The 17209-nt window shown below is 48.4% G+C and carries 15 protein-coding genes; 4 read left to right on the top strand and 11 right to left on the bottom strand.

The window, feature by feature from the left end:
• Positions 1-379: 379 nt before the first annotated feature.
• Together H6F94_RS00150 and H6F94_RS00145 are read left to right on the top strand one after the other, a co-directional pair.
• Positions 380-706 (top strand): hypothetical protein, encoded by a 327-nt coding sequence (locus H6F94_RS00150; RefSeq protein WP_190800209.1) that lies wholly within the window; start codon positions 380-382, stop codon positions 704-706.
• Positions 707-1128: 422 nt separating this feature from the next.
• On the top strand, positions 1129-1542 hold the full coding sequence (locus H6F94_RS00145; RefSeq protein ID WP_190800208.1) for a hypothetical protein: 414 nt from the start codon (positions 1129-1131) through the stop codon (positions 1540-1542).
• A gap of 1448 nt (positions 1543-2990) precedes the next feature.
• Here the strand turns inward: H6F94_RS00145 and H6F94_RS00140 are convergent.
• The 3 genes from H6F94_RS00140 to H6F94_RS00130 form a co-directional block, all read right to left on the bottom strand.
• Positions 2991-4046: a coiled-coil domain-containing protein gene (locus H6F94_RS00140; RefSeq protein WP_190800207.1), complete on the bottom strand. Its 1056-nt coding sequence runs from the start codon at positions 4044-4046 to the stop codon at positions 2991-2993.
• 310 nt (positions 4047-4356) lie between these two features.
• Entirely contained in the window at positions 4357-4716 is a 360-nt protein-coding gene (locus H6F94_RS00135) for a hypothetical protein (protein ID WP_190800206.1), read from the bottom strand.
• Between the two features lie 232 nt (positions 4717-4948).
• Positions 4949-5509, bottom strand: coding sequence for a Uma2 family endonuclease (locus H6F94_RS00130; protein ID WP_190800205.1), 561 nt, complete (start codon positions 5507-5509; stop codon positions 4949-4951).
• Positions 5510-5997: 488 nt separating this feature from the next.
• Between H6F94_RS00130 and H6F94_RS00125 the strand changes: the two genes are divergently transcribed.
• The gene (locus H6F94_RS00125) at positions 5998-6354 is read left to right on the top strand and encodes a hypothetical protein (protein WP_242040906.1); all 357 of its coding nucleotides are present in this window, start codon (positions 5998-6000) and stop codon (positions 6352-6354) included.
• A 66-nt stretch (positions 6355-6420) separates the two neighbouring features.
• On the opposite strand, the gene H6F94_RS00120 is transcribed toward H6F94_RS00125, so the two are convergent.
• The 3 genes from H6F94_RS00120 to preA all read right to left on the bottom strand — a co-directional run bounded on the left by H6F94_RS00120 (position 6421) and on the right by preA (position 9844).
• Positions 6421-6636: a hypothetical protein gene (locus H6F94_RS00120; protein WP_190800203.1), complete on the bottom strand. Its 216-nt coding sequence runs from the start codon at positions 6634-6636 to the stop codon at positions 6421-6423.
• A gap of 369 nt (positions 6637-7005) precedes the next feature.
• Complete coding sequence (locus H6F94_RS00115) at positions 7006-8379, bottom strand: L-serine ammonia-lyase (RefSeq protein WP_190800202.1); 1374 nt, start codon at positions 8377-8379, stop codon at positions 7006-7008.
• 328 nt (positions 8380-8707) lie between these two features.
• Positions 8708-9844: an NAD-dependent dihydropyrimidine dehydrogenase subunit PreA gene (gene preA, locus H6F94_RS00110; RefSeq protein ID WP_190800201.1), complete on the bottom strand. Its 1137-nt coding sequence runs from the start codon at positions 9842-9844 to the stop codon at positions 8708-8710.
• Positions 9845-10198: 354 nt separating this feature from the next.
• On the opposite strand from preA, the gene mnmG reads away from it, so the two are divergent.
• Complete coding sequence (gene mnmG, locus H6F94_RS00105; protein WP_190800200.1) at positions 10199-12115, top strand: tRNA uridine-5-carboxymethylaminomethyl(34) synthesis enzyme MnmG; 1917 nt, start codon at positions 10199-10201, stop codon at positions 12113-12115.
• Between the two features lie 126 nt (positions 12116-12241).
• Here the strand turns inward: mnmG and H6F94_RS00100 are convergent, their stop codons facing one another.
• From H6F94_RS00100 to H6F94_RS00080, 5 genes are all read right to left on the bottom strand, one after another.
• Positions 12242-12730, bottom strand: a complete 489-nt coding sequence (locus tag H6F94_RS00100; RefSeq protein ID WP_190800199.1) for a peptidoglycan-binding domain-containing protein — start codon at positions 12728-12730, stop codon at positions 12242-12244.
• Between the two features lie 135 nt (positions 12731-12865).
• Positions 12866-13447: a DUF6508 domain-containing protein gene (locus H6F94_RS00095; protein ID WP_190800198.1), complete on the bottom strand. Its 582-nt coding sequence runs from the start codon at positions 13445-13447 to the stop codon at positions 12866-12868.
• 80 nt (positions 13448-13527) lie between these two features.
• Positions 13528-14721: a glycosyltransferase family protein gene (locus H6F94_RS00090; protein WP_190800197.1), complete on the bottom strand. Its 1194-nt coding sequence runs from the start codon at positions 14719-14721 to the stop codon at positions 13528-13530.
• Between the two features lie 122 nt (positions 14722-14843).
• Positions 14844-15683 (bottom strand): ABC transporter ATP-binding protein, encoded by an 840-nt coding sequence (locus H6F94_RS00085; protein WP_190800196.1) that lies wholly within the window; start codon positions 15681-15683, stop codon positions 14844-14846.
• A gap of 65 nt (positions 15684-15748) precedes the next feature.
• A complete protein-coding gene (locus tag H6F94_RS00080; protein WP_190800195.1) occupies positions 15749-17170 on the bottom strand; it encodes an ABC transporter substrate-binding protein in 1422 nt (473 codons plus the stop codon).
• Positions 17171-17209 lie beyond the last annotated feature (39 nt).

Raw genomic sequence — 17209 nt, 5'->3', positions numbered from 1 at the left:
TACGGTTGCTAGCAACCGTAATTAAGTCTGCAAATATGTCGAGAGTTCTGCCTGTTACCTAGACTGAGCGCGTTCTGCTGAAAGATTCTGTCTATTGACCCGATTTGGGGCTTTATGCAGAAACTGTCTGCCTATCCATCTGTTTTGGAGTGTTCTACAGAAAGTTTCAGCCTAATAATAGTTAGCCTACTCAACCTCGATTGAGGCGGTTCTTCAAAGCATGTGTGGGTGTATCTAACTTTTCCCTGACCTTTTCCTAACTTTCCACTACTGACAAAGCAGGTGTGTGGAGCTTAGAGTGGGTTCAGTCTTATGGACACAATTGAGTTGGTGCGCTAAGTGCGGTCAGCCCTTCATTTTATTTTTGGAGTCGTTACAAATGTCTGAATTATTTCCAAAGCTTCAAGACACCTTTACCGCCGATCAGGTAAAAGCTATTGCAGATTCAATTAGCTCTCAGGAAACTGCACCAGAAAGCTACATATTAGCCGATTGCGTTTCAGTGACTGTTAAAGATAATAAGGTATGTCTAGAGCTTCCTTTGGACCTTGGAAAGAAGTGTATTGACCTTCCTGACTGGGTTCCCAATGGTGAAGCGGCCAGGGCGTGCGTAAGTGTCAAGAGAAAGTGGAGAGTCCCAGTAGGCGTCAATTTGTGTGTATACGTTGCTGGCGAAGAGGTCGCATGTGCTTATTATGGAATCTAAGGCAAGCTATGATTGACTGTCAATCAATAGTGATCTCCTAGGCTAAGGGCACAGTTATCATTAGCGACCGCCTAACATTCGGGTGCAGCGGATTGACCGAAGCCACTTGTAGTGTTGCAAAGGTATTGGCAACCGCTGACTAGGAACGTTAGCCTGTTTAAGGTTCCTGGTTAAGGCAGTGATTCAAGCAGGATTGTAATGAGTGTATCTGACTTTTCTCTGACCTTTTGCTGACTTTGCACGGATGGCAAAGCAAATCTGTGAAGGTTAGGGTGAATTCAATTTCAGGTGTTATGCCGAATCGTTCTGCCTATCCGTCCTCTATGGGATTTTAGACAGAATGATTCTGCCTAATAATAGTTAAGCTTCCACGAATCTCACTACTCTAATGCCTGTTACAAGTACTGCCAGGAGATTAAAAGATGTCTGAAAGTTTGAATATTGGTCCTGACGGGATTATTCCCCAACAAGGATGGACTCATCGCCTTAAAGTTCCTCCATCAAAACGTATGTTGTTTCGGTTCAGTTTCGCGGCGTGGTACGAACATCAGATATGGATTTGCTCTGTAGACACAGGCAATATTTTGGTGAAGAAAGGAAACTACCTCGATACCATTGACTGGGTTTCCGATAATAACAATGCGGGACAAGATGCATATCTAGCCATCGTGGGGTATCACAAGGAGTCTCCACCCAATGGCACAAAGCCTTGGGTTCAGAGTCCAATGAAAGTTCGGGATGAAAGCTCGGATGGTCGATCTACTGTCGTTGGGTTTGACGACTCTGGACATCAAGTTTTTGGGAACGCTGTTGCAACTGCGACTATGTTGGATTGATTGAAGAAGTTTCCTTCTGTTCCTGTAGTGCGGTGTTGTAGCACTACAGGAACAGAAGGCTAACCTATATGTAAAAGTTGTGTAGTTTTATAAGTTTTTACGTCCAGGGACGGCAAGTCTACTATTGGCTAGACGAGATAAGAGCTACTCTATATGTTGTCAGTTTTGTACTAGTATCCAGACGAAGAGTGGTGGAAGAACAATATAGAATTATCTTGATAAAGAAGGCTGAATCTGGTTCTTATACTAGAAGCCTAACAAGTGCGTTGCAGCGGAATGAAGAAAATTTTTAATGATTAGTTTAATGTTACTTGCATCCGCTAAACGCAGTTGTTAGCCTGATTATACTTCAATGTCTTTGAGCCAGTACTATTCACCTAAAAACTATTGTCCGTTTGGAGGCAAAATGACAGATCCGAGAACTTGTACAAACATTCAAACTGTAGAAGGTGCGGTCCATAGAGGTACTTGGACTCGAAGCGACAATAGCATAGGGCAAGATGAGCAAAGGTGGGAGCATTACTATGGCGATGACATGTTAATTGTTTTTACCGAAAACAGAATGTTTGTTGAGAGAACCAAAGCATCAAACGGTGCAAAGATTTTCTATCACGGGGTCATCTCTGATACTGGAAGCACTGTAGAGGGAATACACGTAGCGGCAGACTATAATGGCAATTTGCCGTGGTCTGGATCACTAAATTATTCGTGATTTATTCTTGGTTGATGTTAAGGTGGGTGACGCCAATCCTAAGCGGCTGCAATGTTGCTGTCTCATTTGGTGGCGTTATGGATCGTGTCTACAAGTGTTTAGCGTCAAGCTAGACTTCGAGTTCACAAATTTATGATACGGAGCTAAACATGGCAACTTACTGGATTAAAGCTGCACCGGGTGATGGATGTACAGAAACTTACAGAAAGTCGCGTTCCGGTCTTCCGCCTCTCAAGCCTGTGCAAATAGGCACTTGGTCCGGGAATGGAAATCCATACATGGTTTGTTCTGGTGGAGAAGGCAATCGTCCTGGGTATCAGATTGATGGCTTCAATACAGGTACATGCCGTGTTCCACAAGGAGACAGGGAAGTTACAGTAAGTGTTCATTACTGCCTTTGTACCGACGAGGGACAACTCTCACCTGTTCTTGACTAAATATTTCGAATAACTTGTTCTGCTTTTGAATAGCTAGGTAGGCATTGCCCACCTAGCTAAAATTTAGGCTTTTGCTTCAATGCGCTAGTCGCAGCCTAACAGTTCTGTCTGCCCATAAACTCGCTAGAGGGGACATCTGACAGGTCTTGATATTTAGTTCAAGGTTATCTGCTACCGCTTAACTGTGCCGTTAGCCTACTTTACTCCTCAGTTGAGACATTGCGCTCAGCCTGTTTGTCAGTATTTGAGGTTGAATTAGAGACTATTTTAGGGAAAGCAAACTTTAAAAACTGCTCGCTTCATGGTATTCGTCTTCTCGAGTTTCTTTTTCCTGAGCATACTTCGCATTCTCCTAGCCCTTCTCTCAAGAAAATAGTAGGGTTACTACTGCTTAGGATTTCTCGTGAATCATCTAGCTTCAATACATACTCCCCCACCAGCATCTTCCAATCTGGACATCTTCCATTGAAGTGATATTTGCTATTTTTGTTGCTTAAATTTCCAATATATTCCCCTTCTAGGACTCTTATTCGAGAATACTTTTTAAGTTGACTAGTCAGTTGGGAGATTTCATTGTTCTGCTGATCAATCTTCTGAAGCAAGTTGTTCTCTTTATTAATCCAAGATTTCTTCTGGTCCTGCAATTCAAGTAATTTTCTATTTGACTCATTCAAGCTGCTATTTAGACTATTGATTTGACCTTGTTTAACTCGATCTGATTGGGCACGTTGTTTGATTCCTTCACGAAGCTCTAGTATCTCTGCTTCGAGTTCAGCAATGGCTTGATTCAATCCTTTTAGGTTTTCAGAGTATTCTTCTAACTCTTGTTGTTTTGCATGCTTCTCTCTTAATAATTTATTGAATTCCTTAGATAAAATGTCTCTTTGAGATATTATTTCATTGAGTATATCTTCATTAAGCTTGTTCAACTCAGACTTGCTAAGATTGGAAACTTCTTTTTGAGATATCGAATACAGCAATTCCTGAATTCTATAGACGAGACTTAGCCTAGTAGGACTAATTTTATTAGAGTTCCTGGCGACTTTAAAGGATAATTCTTCAAGCATATTTTCAATGATTGTCTCTGAAGGCTGGCCACTCTTGGTATACAAAATCAATTCGCTTAAGATTTTCTCAATTCGTTCAAAATCCCTCTGAGCTTGCAGCAAAGGTAGAAATGCAAAGAACTCCTTTGCTTTAGTCTGTAATTTCTCTAATGTACGATATTTTTCTGGTTTTCGTGGTTCTAACTCATCTTTGATGTCAAGCCTTTTTTGCCTCAAAGCTTCTATTGTCTTTGCAATCCGCTCATGACTAGTAGCCTTTTGATTGCCTAGACCCCCCAAAATCTCCAAATACAACCATGCTTTGGAATCAAGATTATTTAACCTTTCTACTTGCTGTTTTGAATTCTTTGCCTTTAATAGGAGTTCGGCGTCCTGTAGTTGTTTCTGTAGACTATTGACTCTGGCTGCAACAGTTCCTTTAAAGCAACACAAAATCAGTTGAATTGCTTCACCGTAAGGAAATGAGTAATCGGCAAACCAGCCAAAGAGGAACCAGAAAGTAAGTGCTGATATTAAAAAGATTAGAACCTTGAAGTAGCTAAGAAGTTTGCCCGCTAAACTAAGAGGTTCTAAATCTTCATTGCGCAGAGTGTGGTAGTTATTGTTGGTTACGAAAAAACTGTTGTCCTACAACATTGCTGTTTTCAGCATTGATGTTAACTCCAGACTGATTATTCTGAATAGTTTTTGCGGTATTGCTTTCTAGTTTTTGAAATTTTAATACGAGCTGTTCCAGATCACTTTTAAATCTTTTGTCTTCTAAGGCTCTGTCTAAAACGGTTGCTCTTAGTAGTGCTGGATCTTCTCTGACCTTATCTAGCTTCAAGGTTCCTTGAAGTTTGGTTTTCAAATATTGGAGGAGTTGTGTGCCAACTTCCTCTAAAGCTCCCCCTGTGACTTTGTCTAGAACATCTAGTACAATCTTGACCGTCGCCACAGCTAGTTCAGTTTCCAGCATGAGTGAGGTAGCCCTGAGTACGTTCTCCCAGTTATAACAGGCTTCTGTGAGGAGGCGCCACTATGAAGTTCATTTTTAGGCTAACAAATCAGATGCAGCAGCCTCACGGGATCTCCGAGTAGGGTTGTGAAGACGCAGGCACCCTGATTTACACCGTTAGATCAGGGTGCAGCCCAATAGAGCTGAACTCAAGAACCATGAGATAAGCACAAGCTGCTCCTGAAGAGTGCATTTATCCCAGCACTTCATCCACTAGCATCCTGACGTCAGGAAACGCTTGAACCAAAAGGGTCTGGCCTCGTTGAAATTTCTCTACGCTCTGGTAGCCAGTGGGTGATGGTTGGCGATAGACCTCGATACACTGCCCAGTAATATCTATTAGCCAGACTTCAGCAATACTAGCTTCAACGTAGAGAGGAATTTTTAGCTCTCGGTCGGCTTTGGCTGTGGTGTCTGCTACTTCTGTGAGCAGGAAGATATCTGCTGGTTTTGGATGTCCTGATTCGTAGAAATCTGGGCGAGGTTGTAGCAGAGCTAGGTCTGGCTGAGGCTCGGAAGTATTGTTAAGTTCAACTGGATTTTGGGGAGAAAGAACTGCCTGGTCGGCTAGGCGTTGGGCAAATAGGCTGACTAGTCGATTCACGCAAGCGGCATGTCGTCTGCCAATTGGCGACATTTCCAGAATTTCTCCCCGAATCAGTTCTACCCGTTCGTCCTCGGTTAAGACTCCTGCTTCGGCGATGCGGTGATATTGCTCGACTGTGAATTTTCGCCTGAGTAATTGCAGCGTCATCTTCACCCGCCTCTCGCTTGCAAGTAAGCACTCCTCTATTATCCGGGTTCAATTGTGGTTTCCTGCGCCAGAAGTGATTGAGTGACTGTTGCGCAATGTGTGGTGACTGTCACCCTGAACTGTGTAGCTGTCACAGGATTGGTGGTGACTGTCACCCGGTTGGCGGTATAAGTCACCAGGTTTGTGGTGACAGATGATCTGGACTGGGTAACAGATGATCTGAGTTTGGTGACTGATGATCTGAACTGGGTGACTGAGACTGCTTGCTGGAGGGTAGCTGTGCAAGTTTGTATTAAGAAAATTTGCAGTGGAACCTGGCAAACACACGGAGGAGGCTTCGGGGATTACGGAGGGAAGCGGGAAAATTTTCCTGAGTTTTTCTGAGGTGTTGTGCTAGGGAAATAGTTCATCCTGGACTAGTTCTTGAATGAGTTAGGTACCGAGAGATGGGACGCAAGAAATCGACGACGAGGGTTTTGGAAAATGCGATGAAACGGGCTTCTGGGCTTAAGGCAATTAGTCCTGCGCTGGATTTTGGCGGCTCGCTGAGCCTCAGCAACTTCAGCGGCACGATTGCAGATTTGCGCGAAAAAATTGAAATTTACAACACCACAATCGCGATCATTGACTCGGTCAAAACAGAGATGGCTGAGTTAGAGAAAACTCTGGGTGATATGTCAGAGAAGATGCTGATTGGGGTTGCTTTCACATACGGCAAAGATAGCGTTCAATACGAAATGGCTGGAGGTGTGCGTAAGAGTGAGCATATCCGCCGTCGCTCTAAACCCAGAACCAAAGCTGAGACGCCAGAGGGCCAGAGCACGAAGCCGAGTGCCAAAGCTTGAATTTTAGAAGCACAGTTGAGCCCGCCTTTGTAGTTTCTAAAGGCAGGCTTTGCCTTGTCTAGGGTTTCAATTTGGGGAGGATGGCTCTCGGTTGGGATCTGGTAGTTGAGCGGCAATTACAGCATCGCCGTTGTAGATGTTCCAACCTGGGTGGTCGGATTCGTGGAGCCCTTTAAATTTGCCAGGGGTGTTCAGGCCACCGCTGACGAGTTTGATTGCTGCATGGCCCAAATAGTAAAAGGTTGCTCCAATGGGGAGCGTGCCGAACGTGGTCGTACGCATGGGAATTCCTGGAAATATGGGTGGGTGAAAAGAACAGACCAGCCCGCCAAAGCTTGTGTAAAAGCTTTCAAGCAAAAGACTGTCTGTTAGCCACCCACAGCCCCTTCGACCACGGCCCAGGGGGTCAGATAGTCAGATAGACTACCTTTAGCTCCTAGACCGTTGACATGGTCTAGGGGTCAGTCTAGGCAGGGTGTTCCAAGCGCCCTACCTAGACGTTAGCCGTGGGTGGCTGAAAACAAAGAATACCGAAGCTGGCTTTATCTGGCAAGTGGGTCAGGATTAAATTTCAAATTTAGGCTGGGCAATAGCCCGCACCCACGGTAGGGGCAAGGCAGGCGTTGCCCTATGTATAACGCGTTGCTCTGACTAACATTCGATGACATTAACGGCCAGCCCTCCCCGCGCCGTTTCTTTGTATTTGCTGTGCATATCAGCGCCGGTCATGCGCATAGTTTTGATGACTTTATCGAGAGAAACAAAGTGACGGCCATCGCCCCGTAGCGCAATACGAGCGGCGTTAATTGCTTTAACTGCGCCCATAGCGTTGCGTTCAATGCAAGGAATCTGCACTAGGCCACCCACGGGATCGCAGGTCATGCCCAAGTGGTGCTCCATAGCGATTTCAGCGGCATTTTCAACTTGCTGCGGCGTGCCGCCTAGAACCTCGGCCAAAGCTCCCGCTGCCATAGAACAGGCCACGCCAACTTCTCCCTGGCAACCGACATCGGCACCTGAAATCGAAGCATTTTCTTTGTACAGCGTGCCAATCGCGCCAGCAGTCAGGAAGAACTTGATAATTTGTTCGGGGTTTGAATGGGGACAAAAGCGGGCAAAGTAGTGCAGAACGGCAGGGATAATGCCTGCTGCGCCATTGGTGGGTGCCGTCACAACCCGTCCACCGGCTGCGTTTTCCTCATTGACCGCAATCGCGTAGAGATTCACCCAATCGAGAATGCTGAGGGAGTCGGTGGGGCTAGATTCTACCTGGCTAACTAACTGGCGGTAGAGCTCAGGGGCACGGCGTTTGACTTTCAGGCTGCCCGGTAAAATGCCCTCGTGGTGACAGCCATTGTGAACACAGGCTTGCATCACATCCCAGATGTGCAATAGCCCTTGGCGGATGTCTGTTTCAGAGCGCCAACAGGTTTCATTAGCCCAGATTAATTGGCTGATGGATAAGTGATGAGTTTGACAAAATTCGAGCAGTTGAGCGGCACTGCAAAAGGGATAAGGGACAGAGATCAGCTTTGTTGGGGCTGGCTGACTTCTAGTCTCTTCTTGGACAATAAAGCCGCCACCAATTGAATAATAAGTTGCGCTCTGGAGTTCCTCATTAGCCGTATTGAAAGCGTAAAAACGAATGCCATTGGGGTGAAAAGGAAGAGCCTTCCAGTAAAAATGGAGATGTTCTGACTCAGAGAAGTGAATTGGGTGCTGGCCGAGTAAAAATAGCTGGCCTTGGGTGCGAATTCGCGTTAAGCAGGCGTCGATGATGGCTGGGTCGATTTGGTCTGGAATTTCACCTTCTAAGCCCAATAGTACAGCTTTGTCACTGCCGTGACCTTTGCCTGTCGCTCCCAGTGAGCCGAAGAGTTCTACTTTGACGGTCTGGGTTTGACTCAAGAGCCCTTTATCTTGCAACTCGACCACAAATTGCCGGGCGGCGCGCATGGGGCCTACGGTGTGAGAACTAGAAGGACCGATACCAATTTTGAAAAGTTCGAAAACACTGATCACCATTTTTAGGACCCTGAACTTTTAATTGAGTTTTATGATTAAGCACGATTAAGGTTTGAATCTGTTTTTGCTTGCCTCTATGCTATCTTTGTCAACCAATACCTATCAGTCGATGGCCTGAAGCTTAGAAGGTCTGAGCCCCTTGTGCAGCCTAGTTTGGCAAGTCATTGGTTGCACCTTAGACTTGAGAATTCTTTAGATTGACGCAGCACTGAACCTAGAATTGACACGAGTTTTTAGCCCAAAAACTAGCCCCCAAGGCTTGGATGGGGGCTTTAAGAGTCTGAGTGACGACTGTAAGTAGAATTCGCAGCTTTTAGCAGGCTATTGACTAAAGGGGTGCAACTGCGGTGGGCTGCTCGGATTCTGTAGTTGTCAGTTCATGGGTCAGGCTTGTGATCGGCTGGGCTGCCCAATCATCATCGCGGCTCTGAGCGGTGGTGCGAGAACGGGAGCTGAGCATGCGGTCTACGAGATCGGCGTGGGTACTGAAGTAGGGCAGCGATAGGCCGATGAAGTCGCGCACTGACTCAAACTGGTGCTCGCTCATAAAGGCAGCCAGAGTTTCCTGGAGTTCTGCCACCATGTCGTAGTTCTTGAGCATAACACCAGTACAAACCTGCACCGTTGATGCGCCTAACAGCATGAATTGAATGGCGTCTGCGCCCTGGTGAATGCCGCCAATGGCCGAGATTGGAATGTTTGGTAGACTCCGCGCCAATTCCATAACCATACGCAAAGCAATGGGGCGCACTGCCTGGGAGGAATAGCCACCGGGAACCGTCCAGCCTTTGACACAGGGTTCAGGACGTAGAGTTTTAAGGTTAATACTGATGATGCTGAGGATGGTGTTGATTGCTGAGATGCCGTCGATGCCTTGGTCGATAGCAACGCGGGCCGGTTGGGTAATGTCGGTAATGTTGGGGGTCATCTTGGCCCAGGTAGGAATGGTTGCGACTTCCTTGACCCAACTGCACACTTCCTCGGTGATGCTGCAATCTTGACCAACGGCCGCCCCCATTTTGCGCTCTGGCATCCCGTGAGGGCAGGAGAGATTTAGTTCTAAAGCATCGACTCCGGTTGCCTGCACCCGAGTGACAATTTCCTGCCAGGCTTCTTTGCGATATTCCTCCATAATCGAGGCGATTAAAATCTTGTTGGGGTACTGCCGTTTGAGGTCCCGAAACTCCTCTAGCCAGACCTCAAATGAACGATCAGAAATGAGTTCAATGTTTTCAAAACCGATGATTTCGCCGCTCTCGGCAGCTCGTAATTTGCCATAGCGAGGAATGACATTAACAACTTTGTCGCTTTCTAGGGCAATCGTTTTGGCAATTACGCCTCCCCAACCCGCATCAAATGCTTTGGCAATCACATGGCCATTGGTGCCAGGGGGACCGGAGGCAATCACAAAGGGATTATCAAACTCTAGACCATTGACGGTAATACTTAAATTTTTGTCAGTCATAAGAGCTTCAACAGCGATGTGAGAGCAGCCTATACCCTAAACAAGTTTGAAAATAGAGATTGTATCCAGGCTTACTGGCTTATGGTTTTTCAGGTTTTTTAAGCTACTTCAAAATTGAAGTTTTAAGGGAATCGAATCAATCAATAACTCTCAAATCAAAGCTTAAAAAGCAAGCTATTAAAGTTGCGAGCAATAGTAATCGTTTGTAAGCAGTAAGCAAATCAGCACAGCTTAGCCAGACGCAGCAAAGGCAGACGAAATCGAGTGCAGGGGGCTGAGCAGTGAGTGAGTCTACGCTGCTACCAGGCGATCCAATAGAATTTAAAGTGTTAGCTCAGGCAGATTAGGTTTTCCATGCGCTCCCTCCAGGACGTTCAGTTCCTTGATGAATTCGATGTAGTCGTGGTTGGTGCCGGTCACGCCGGTTGTGAGGCGGCCCTCGCTTCAGCCCGCTCGGGTTGCCGAACGCTGCTGTTGACGCTGAATTTAGACCGGATCGCCTGGCAACCTTGCAACCCAGCTGTGGGAGGACCGGCGAAGTCTCAGCTCACGCACGAAGTAGATGCTCTAGGTGGCGAGATTGGCAAAATAGCTGACCGTACCTATTTGCAAAAGCGCGTACTCAACAGCTCACGCGGACCAGCTGTGTGGGCATTGCGGGCCCAGACTGACAAGCGCGAGTACGCCCGCGTAATGAAAACGGTTGTGGAGAACACCGAGAACCTCAGTCTACGCGAGGGCATGGTTACAGATTTGGTCTTAGGACCGAATCAAGAGGTTGTTGGCGTTGAGACTTATTTTGGCGTTGGCTTCAAGTGCCGGGCTGTCATTCTCACCACGGGCACGTTTTTGGGTGGCCGGATTTGGGTCGGCAGCAAGTCGATGAGTGCGGGCCGGGCTGGAGAGTTCGCGGTTGAGGGACTCACCGACACCTTGAATCAGCTGGGTTTTGAGACAGGACGGCTGAAGACGGGGACGCCAGCGCGTGTGGATCGGCGTTCAGTTGATTTCAGCCGCTTGGAGCCGCAACCCGGAGACACCGACGTGCGTTGGTTTAGCTTTGATCCAGAGGCGTGGGTTGAACGGGAACAGTTACCCTGCTATTTGACCCGCACGACTGCTGAAACCCACCGCATTATTCGGGAGAATCTGCACCTGTCGCCGGTCTACGGGGGCTTTATCGATGCCAAGGGACCGCGCTACTGTCCCAGTATCGAAGACAAAATTGTGCGCTTTGCCGATAAGGAAAGCCACCAGATTTTCATCGAGCCAGAAGGGCGAGATACCCCCGAACTCTATATTCAAGGGTTTTCGACCGGCTTGCCGGAGACCATTCAGCTGTCGATGTTGCGGACTCTACCGGGTCTGGAGCATTGTGCCATGCTGCGTCCTGCCTATGCGGTGGAGTATGACTACATCCCCACTACGCAGTGCTTCCCCACCTTGATGACCCAGAAAATCGAAGGCTTGTTTTGCGCTGGTCAAATCAACGGCACCACGGGCTATGAGGAAGCCGCAGCGCAGGGCTTGGTTGCGGGCATCAATGCGGCACAATTGGTGAGGGAGCGGGAGATGGTAATTTTCCCACGGGAGCAGAGCTACATTGGCACGCTGATTGACGACCTCTGCACCAAAGAACTGCGCGAACCCTATCGAATGCTGACCAGCCGCTCCGAGTACCGGCTGATTCTACGTTCGGATAATGCCGATGCTCGTTTGACGCCTCTGGGACGAGAAGTGGGGCTGATTGATGACCGTCGCTGGCAGTTATTCACCGACAAGTACCAGCGCATTCAGGCTGAGCAGGAACGCTTGAATCGTGAGCGGGTCAAGGCCCATGATCCGGTAGGTTTGGCGATCCAGGCTGAAAGTGGTGAGTCGATTAGAGGCTCGATTACGCTGGCGGAATTGCTGCGTCGCCCAGGCTTTCATTACGCGGATTTAGAACGGTACGGCCTAGGTGATTCCAGTTTGGAATTAGCGGAAAAAGAGGGGACAGAAATCGAGATTAAATACTCGGGTTACATCCAACGCCAGCAGCATCAAATTGACCATGTTGCTCGCCAGGAACATCGGAAGCTGCCCCAAAATCTCGATTACTTTGCCATCGAGACGCTGTCAATGGAGGCGCGAGAAAAGCTCACGAAGATCAAGCCGTTGACAGTTGGGCAGGCGTCGCGTATTGGCGGAGTCAATCCGGCAGATATTAATGCCTTGCTGGTGCATTTAGAAGTGCGAGACCGGCTAGCGGCTGCAGCTGTAATTGCCTAGAAACGTCTAGCACCAAAGAGTGTTTACCAGTGTTCAGAACCAAAAAAAGGACCCTTCCACACAGCCAGGGAAGGGTCTAGAGCACCAGAACAAACTTAGAAAATCAGAATAAAACCAGAGCGAACGCTAGTGGGGAAACTTGCTCAGCATATACCAGGTTGATGGGCCAACAGTACCATCAGCGACTAGGCCATAACGACGCTGAAAAGTAACCACTGCTTGTTGGGTCGCTGCCCCAAAGTCGCCGTCTACCCAGTTGGGTTCGAGATAGTCTCGGGTCAGGCGCAGAACACTTTGCAGGAGCCTAACTTCATCTCCCTGGCTACCCAGACTTAGTGTTGGTAAATCGACAGGAGAGCCAGTGTAAAGGGCCTGCCAAGTCTGAGAGCCAACGACGCCATCCTCCGGTAAGAAGACTCGGTGCTGAAAGGCCTTGATCGTATTCTCGACCGTGGCATTGAAAACACCATCAAAAGGACCTGAATAAATCTGCCAGTGAGCCAGAAGTTTCTGAACTTCCATCACTTCCGCACTGCGGGAACCCCGATAGAGCAGTGGCTTATTTGTATAAGTTCTGCCCGGTGAAACCGTGGCTGGAGGATTTAGAGATCTCATGGCAAACCCCTTTGAACTCGTGCACCTGAGACTGTGCCCTGGACTGAGGCATTTGAACTGAGGCACTTGAACTGTGCACCGACAGGTTCAAAGTTACTGCCCCACTGCTGCAAGTCAACTCACCTGTCTGGGTGATTAAGACTCACCTGAGCGGGTGATCAACTGCTCGAAGCGTTCGCGCAGTCTATTTTGGTTTGCTTTGCTCAACTTGGAATCCTTCGGCCTAGCAGCGTGATCCGAAATGGCTGAAATGGCTGGGCCCGTCGCTAGCTCGGCAACTGGTGTTGTTTCAGGCTGACTGGATTGCCATGCCTGGTCTAGAATCATGCCTGCACGGATACTGGTCAGGCGTTTCAGAATGGCCAAGAAATGCCCGTTGTCGATCAGATGCGCCAGATATCCGTCTGCTAAAAATTGCTCAGTACAAATATGAGTGGTCAGTAGTTGTTGGAGCGTTGGTAGAGGGGCGGCATTGAGAAGGCTTGGATCTTCAACAAAGTGTTTGGCTTCGGCTCTCCAAGCTGCCCAGTTGAACGAGAGGGTTAGGCCTTCTTGTTCTAGGCTATTTAGAAAGTTTAAAAATTCGAATGAGTAGCAGTAGGGATCAAAGAGGCTTGCTTCTGGCTCAAACTTATAAAGTTTGAGGTTTTGGTCTTCAAATAAGGGCAAAAAGGCTAGCACTCTGTCAAGATTCTCAACGGTGATGGTGGTAGTCATTAGAATTCTCAAAGAGGTTTAAATGGCTTAAATAGTCTGGATGGAAAGTTCTAGCTTGTTTTTCAGCCTGTAGAGATAGCTTACAGAGGGTCCTCTAACACTTCCATCAGCTTTTGGGTGATACCTTCTAGGGCAACTTCAATCCGTTGCCATCGTGGAATCAGGGGGGAACCGAAGGGATGCTGACGGAAGTCCTCAAAAGCAAGATTCAGGGCTTGAGCAAAGGCTTCGACGGCTGTGAGTTCTTCGTGCAAGTCGTACTTTTGCAAGCCGTGCATGTCAGCAAAACCTTCATAGACTCGCACCGAGTTACGAGCATGGGAGAGGTAAGTCAGTTTGAGAGTCTGCGAGAACTCACTGCTCAGGACTAAACCCTGCGAGGCAATATGGGTGAAAAAAGTTCGAGCAATGTCTGAAACCATTCTCATCAGTCCCAGATGCGCCTCGGCTCCAACCTTCTGGTGTTTGTGATCGTAACGGCCCGTTAGCTCCACTTGGCAAATGCGAGGCACTGTGACTAGATCGTAAATCTCAGATAGAATACCGACTTCAATACCCCAATCTGAGGGAAAACGAATTTCTTGAGCAATCGTGGCAAAAGTGGCAAATTCTCCCGAGAGGGGATAACGGAAGTCCGCCATATATTCCAGAAAGTCGAGATGGCCGAGAATCTCGCGCAGGGAGCGGACAAAAGGAAAGTAAAAAAGGCGAACGACTCGACCATAAAGGCGATCGGCATAGCGAGCGTAAAAACCCTTGGCAAACTGATAGCGCAGCCGCACCACTGGGTAGAGTAAGCGCACTAAAAAGTCGCGATCATAGGTGATGATATCGGCGTCATGAAAGGCCAGAACCGATACCTCGGCTTTAGCTAAAACATACCCCAAGACGGTCCAAACCACCCTACCTTTGCCGCGGGGTCCGATGGGTAAAACGTTTTCAATAGTCTGCAAAACTGCCTGGAGTTGAGGGTTATCGCTCCACAGCAGAATGCCCTTGTCTTCAAGCGGTGCAATGATCTCCTTGGCCTTACGAAATTCGTCCTCGTCGGCTCGATCGAGACCAATGTAAACTCGCTTGACAAATTCCATCTGACGCAGCTCTTGAATGATCCGGCCCATCGCCGGGCTGCACAAGTCAGAGTAGAGAGCTGGGATGATAACGCCAATCGGAATCCGAGTGGAAACCTGAAGCAGGCGTTGCTCCATTTCATTTAGAGATTGGTCTTGTAAAAGGGTAAAGGTTGGAATGCGGTTGAGATGAAAGTCAGCCATGAAGAACCATCAATAAGCTATCTAGAGCGGAACAGCGCGGATGATCCTTCGTGCCCAAGGGCAACCTTTACCAAATAGAGATTTTGGATGGAGCTTTTGGAACTGAAATCTCAGGAGCGAAGTTACTCGTCTTGGGTGAAATAGCGGTCTAAGAAGTTCAAGATGTGGTTCCGCAGTTCAAAATATTCAGGAGAGCTACGCATAGCTTGACGATTGCGAGGATGGGGGAAGGGCACCTGCAGAATCTCACCAATGTTAGCGGCAGGGCCATTGGTCATTAACACAATGCGGTCGGACATATAGATGGCTTCATCCACATCGTGCGTAATCATCATCACAGCCTGACGCTGGCTTTCCCAAATATCGAGCACTTGTTTTTGCAACTTGCCTCGGGTGAGAGCATCCAGCGCCCCAAAAGGTTCGTCCATCAGTAGCATTTTGGGACGAATTGCCAGAGCCCGAGCAATGCCTACGCGCTGTTTCATCCCACCCGAAATCTCATCTGGATATTTATCAGCGGCAGCATTGAGATTGACCATCGCCAAATGCTGAGTGACGATTTCATTTTTCTCGGCGCGAGAAGCCTTTTCTAGAACTTCGTCTACAGCCAGGCGAATATTTTCGCGCACGGTGAGCCAGGGCAATAGGGAGTAGTGCTGAAACACCATCATGCGTTCCGATCCGGGTTTGCGAATCTCGCTGCCCTGCAAGCGCACAGAACCTGATGTTGCCCGATCTAAGCCCGCTACGATTTTCAGTAAGGTCGATTTGCCGCATCCTGAGTGGCCAATCACAGAAACATATTCGTTCTCGCTCACACTCAAGTTAATGCCATCTAAGACGACAAAGTCACTGCCATCAGCGGTGGGATATGCCTTCACTAAGTTCTCAACTTCTAAGAAGGTGAGGGCACCGGCTCTGCTGTCAGCAGCGTTGGCAGGGTAGGGAGTAGATTGGGCCATGAGCGACTCCTAAACGATTTGAAATAAGGGTGGGACCAAAAGACCATCCAGAGGAGAGGCCAGATCTAAGACAAATAAAAGCGACTGGGACGATTGGCTCGAATCTCAAAGCTGTTGAGATAGCCAACCGGGTCGCTGGGATCAAAACCTTTTTTATCTATAAATACTTCTGGAGCTTCAACTTTGTAATCCTCCTTGGGGCTCTCGATGCCTAACTCCAAAGCAATCTCGCGATAAAGGTCAGCTCTCCACCCCTTAGCTGCTAATTCTTCTGCATTTTTGGGAAATTCCTTAATTTGTCCCCAACGGGCTGCCTGAGTCATTAACCATATGCTGCGGGAGCGCCACAAAAAGGTCGAGTGCTCGTGAGGTTGTTTGGGAATATTGTCAGGAATATCAAAGAAAATGGTAGTATCTTCTGCCTTGACTGTACGGTCTTTGCCATCAAATCCACCGTAGTTATAGTCACCAACAATTGCCGGTCGGGTAAATTTGTCTGCTGGACCTTGTTTGGGTTTTGCGCCTGTATAGGAGCGCTCAGTGATCAGCAGTGCCACTTCTTCGCGGTTCTCTGGCTTGCTGCAATACTGGCAAGCCTCGATCATCGCTTTGACCAGGGAGCGATAGGTTTTGGGGTTTTGCTCAATGAAGGATTCCATCACCCCCAGCAGTCGGTCAGGGTGTCCCAACCAAATTTCTTTGCCCTGGGCAAAGGTGAAGCCGACCCCTAGGTTGCCGGTGATCGCGCGGGTATTCCAGGGCTCAGCCACCATGTAGGCCTGCATGGCGCCGATGCGCACATTTGTCACCATCTGCGGCGGTGGAACGATGATGATCCGGAATTCCCTCATGGGATCAACTCCGGCTGCTGCTGATAGATAGCGAACGAAATATTCGTAGATCGCTGAACTTAACACCACGGCCCAGACTTTACGTTCTGGGGGTTGGCTCTGAAAGTAGGCTCTGAAGTCTCGTCCGAAGGCTTCTAAGTCGCCGTTGTATTCGTACCAAGGACGCAGCCCCGCTTCCCACATTGCCCGGTTCATGGTCATGGCATTACCATGCCGGTGAAGCGTCATAGCGGCGCACAAAGGGGCATGGCGTGCGCCTTCAGCACCGATGCGGGCGTTGGTTACGGCTCCAGATACGACTGGTGAAGCATCAAGACGGCCGAAAATAATCCCATCACGCGAGGTGGCCCAACTTGCCTCCCGGCTGAGTTTGACGTTCAGACCGTACTTGCGAAAGAAACCTTTCTGCCAAGCAATCGCAAAGGGTGCACAGTCGTTGACCGGCACATAACCGATCGTGAGATTCGGTTTTTCTAGAGTGCTGGGATCAACAACGGCTTTAATCTCCGAAGCCTCAGCAGATAAACCCTGAGGGGCACGGTTGGCATTGATGGCGCAGGAGGATAGAGCCGTACCCGCCGCAGAAGCACCCATTCCAAGCAAGAAGTCGCGACGGCTCCAGTGTGTGTCACTCATCGTTAGTCCCATCAAAGCTTTTACAAAGCAGCTGAGCCT

Source organism: Leptolyngbya sp. FACHB-261, from assembly GCF_014696065.1.
GTDB lineage: Bacteria > Cyanobacteriota > Cyanobacteriia > FACHB-261 > FACHB-261 > FACHB-261.
Note: the sequence above shows the minus strand (reverse complement) of the source record. Positions and strands in the feature narration are given on the sequence as shown.

What these genes read in the sequence shown, in the direction of transcription:
- H6F94_RS00145 (WP_190800208.1), top strand. Translation starts at nt 1,129, where the DNA reads ATGTCTGAAAGTTTGAATATTGGTCCTGACGGGATTATTCCCCAACAA.
- H6F94_RS00085 (WP_190800196.1), bottom strand. Translation starts at nt 15,683, where the DNA reads ATGGCCCAATCTACTCCCTACCCTGCCAACGCTGCTGACAGCAGAGCC.
- H6F94_RS00150 (WP_190800209.1), top strand. Translation starts at nt 380, where the DNA reads ATGTCTGAATTATTTCCAAAGCTTCAAGACACCTTTACCGCCGATCAG.
- mnmG (WP_190800200.1), top strand. Translation starts at nt 10,199, where the DNA reads ATGCGCTCCCTCCAGGACGTTCAGTTCCTTGATGAATTCGATGTAGTC.
- H6F94_RS00090 (WP_190800197.1), bottom strand. Translation starts at nt 14,721, where the DNA reads ATGGCTGACTTTCATCTCAACCGCATTCCAACCTTTACCCTTTTACAA.
- preA (WP_190800201.1), bottom strand. Translation starts at nt 9,844, where the DNA reads ATGACTGACAAAAATTTAAGTATTACCGTCAATGGTCTAGAGTTTGAT.
- H6F94_RS00115 (WP_190800202.1), bottom strand. Translation starts at nt 8,379, where the DNA reads ATGGTGATCAGTGTTTTCGAACTTTTCAAAATTGGTATCGGTCCTTCT.
- H6F94_RS00135 (WP_190800206.1), bottom strand. Translation starts at nt 4,716, where the DNA reads ATGCTGGAAACTGAACTAGCTGTGGCGACGGTCAAGATTGTACTAGAT.
- H6F94_RS00080 (WP_190800195.1), bottom strand. Translation starts at nt 17,170, where the DNA reads ATGAGTGACACACACTGGAGCCGTCGCGACTTCTTGCTTGGAATGGGT.
- H6F94_RS00095 (WP_190800198.1), bottom strand. Translation starts at nt 13,447, where the DNA reads ATGACTACCACCATCACCGTTGAGAATCTTGACAGAGTGCTAGCCTTT.
- H6F94_RS00100 (WP_190800199.1), bottom strand. Translation starts at nt 12,730, where the DNA reads ATGAGATCTCTAAATCCTCCAGCCACGGTTTCACCGGGCAGAACTTAT.
- H6F94_RS00125 (WP_242040906.1), top strand. Translation starts at nt 5,998, where the DNA reads ATGAAACGGGCTTCTGGGCTTAAGGCAATTAGTCCTGCGCTGGATTTT.
- H6F94_RS00120 (WP_190800203.1), bottom strand. Translation starts at nt 6,636, where the DNA reads ATGCGTACGACCACGTTCGGCACGCTCCCCATTGGAGCAACCTTTTAC.
- H6F94_RS00130 (WP_190800205.1), bottom strand. Translation starts at nt 5,509, where the DNA reads ATGACGCTGCAATTACTCAGGCGAAAATTCACAGTCGAGCAATATCAC.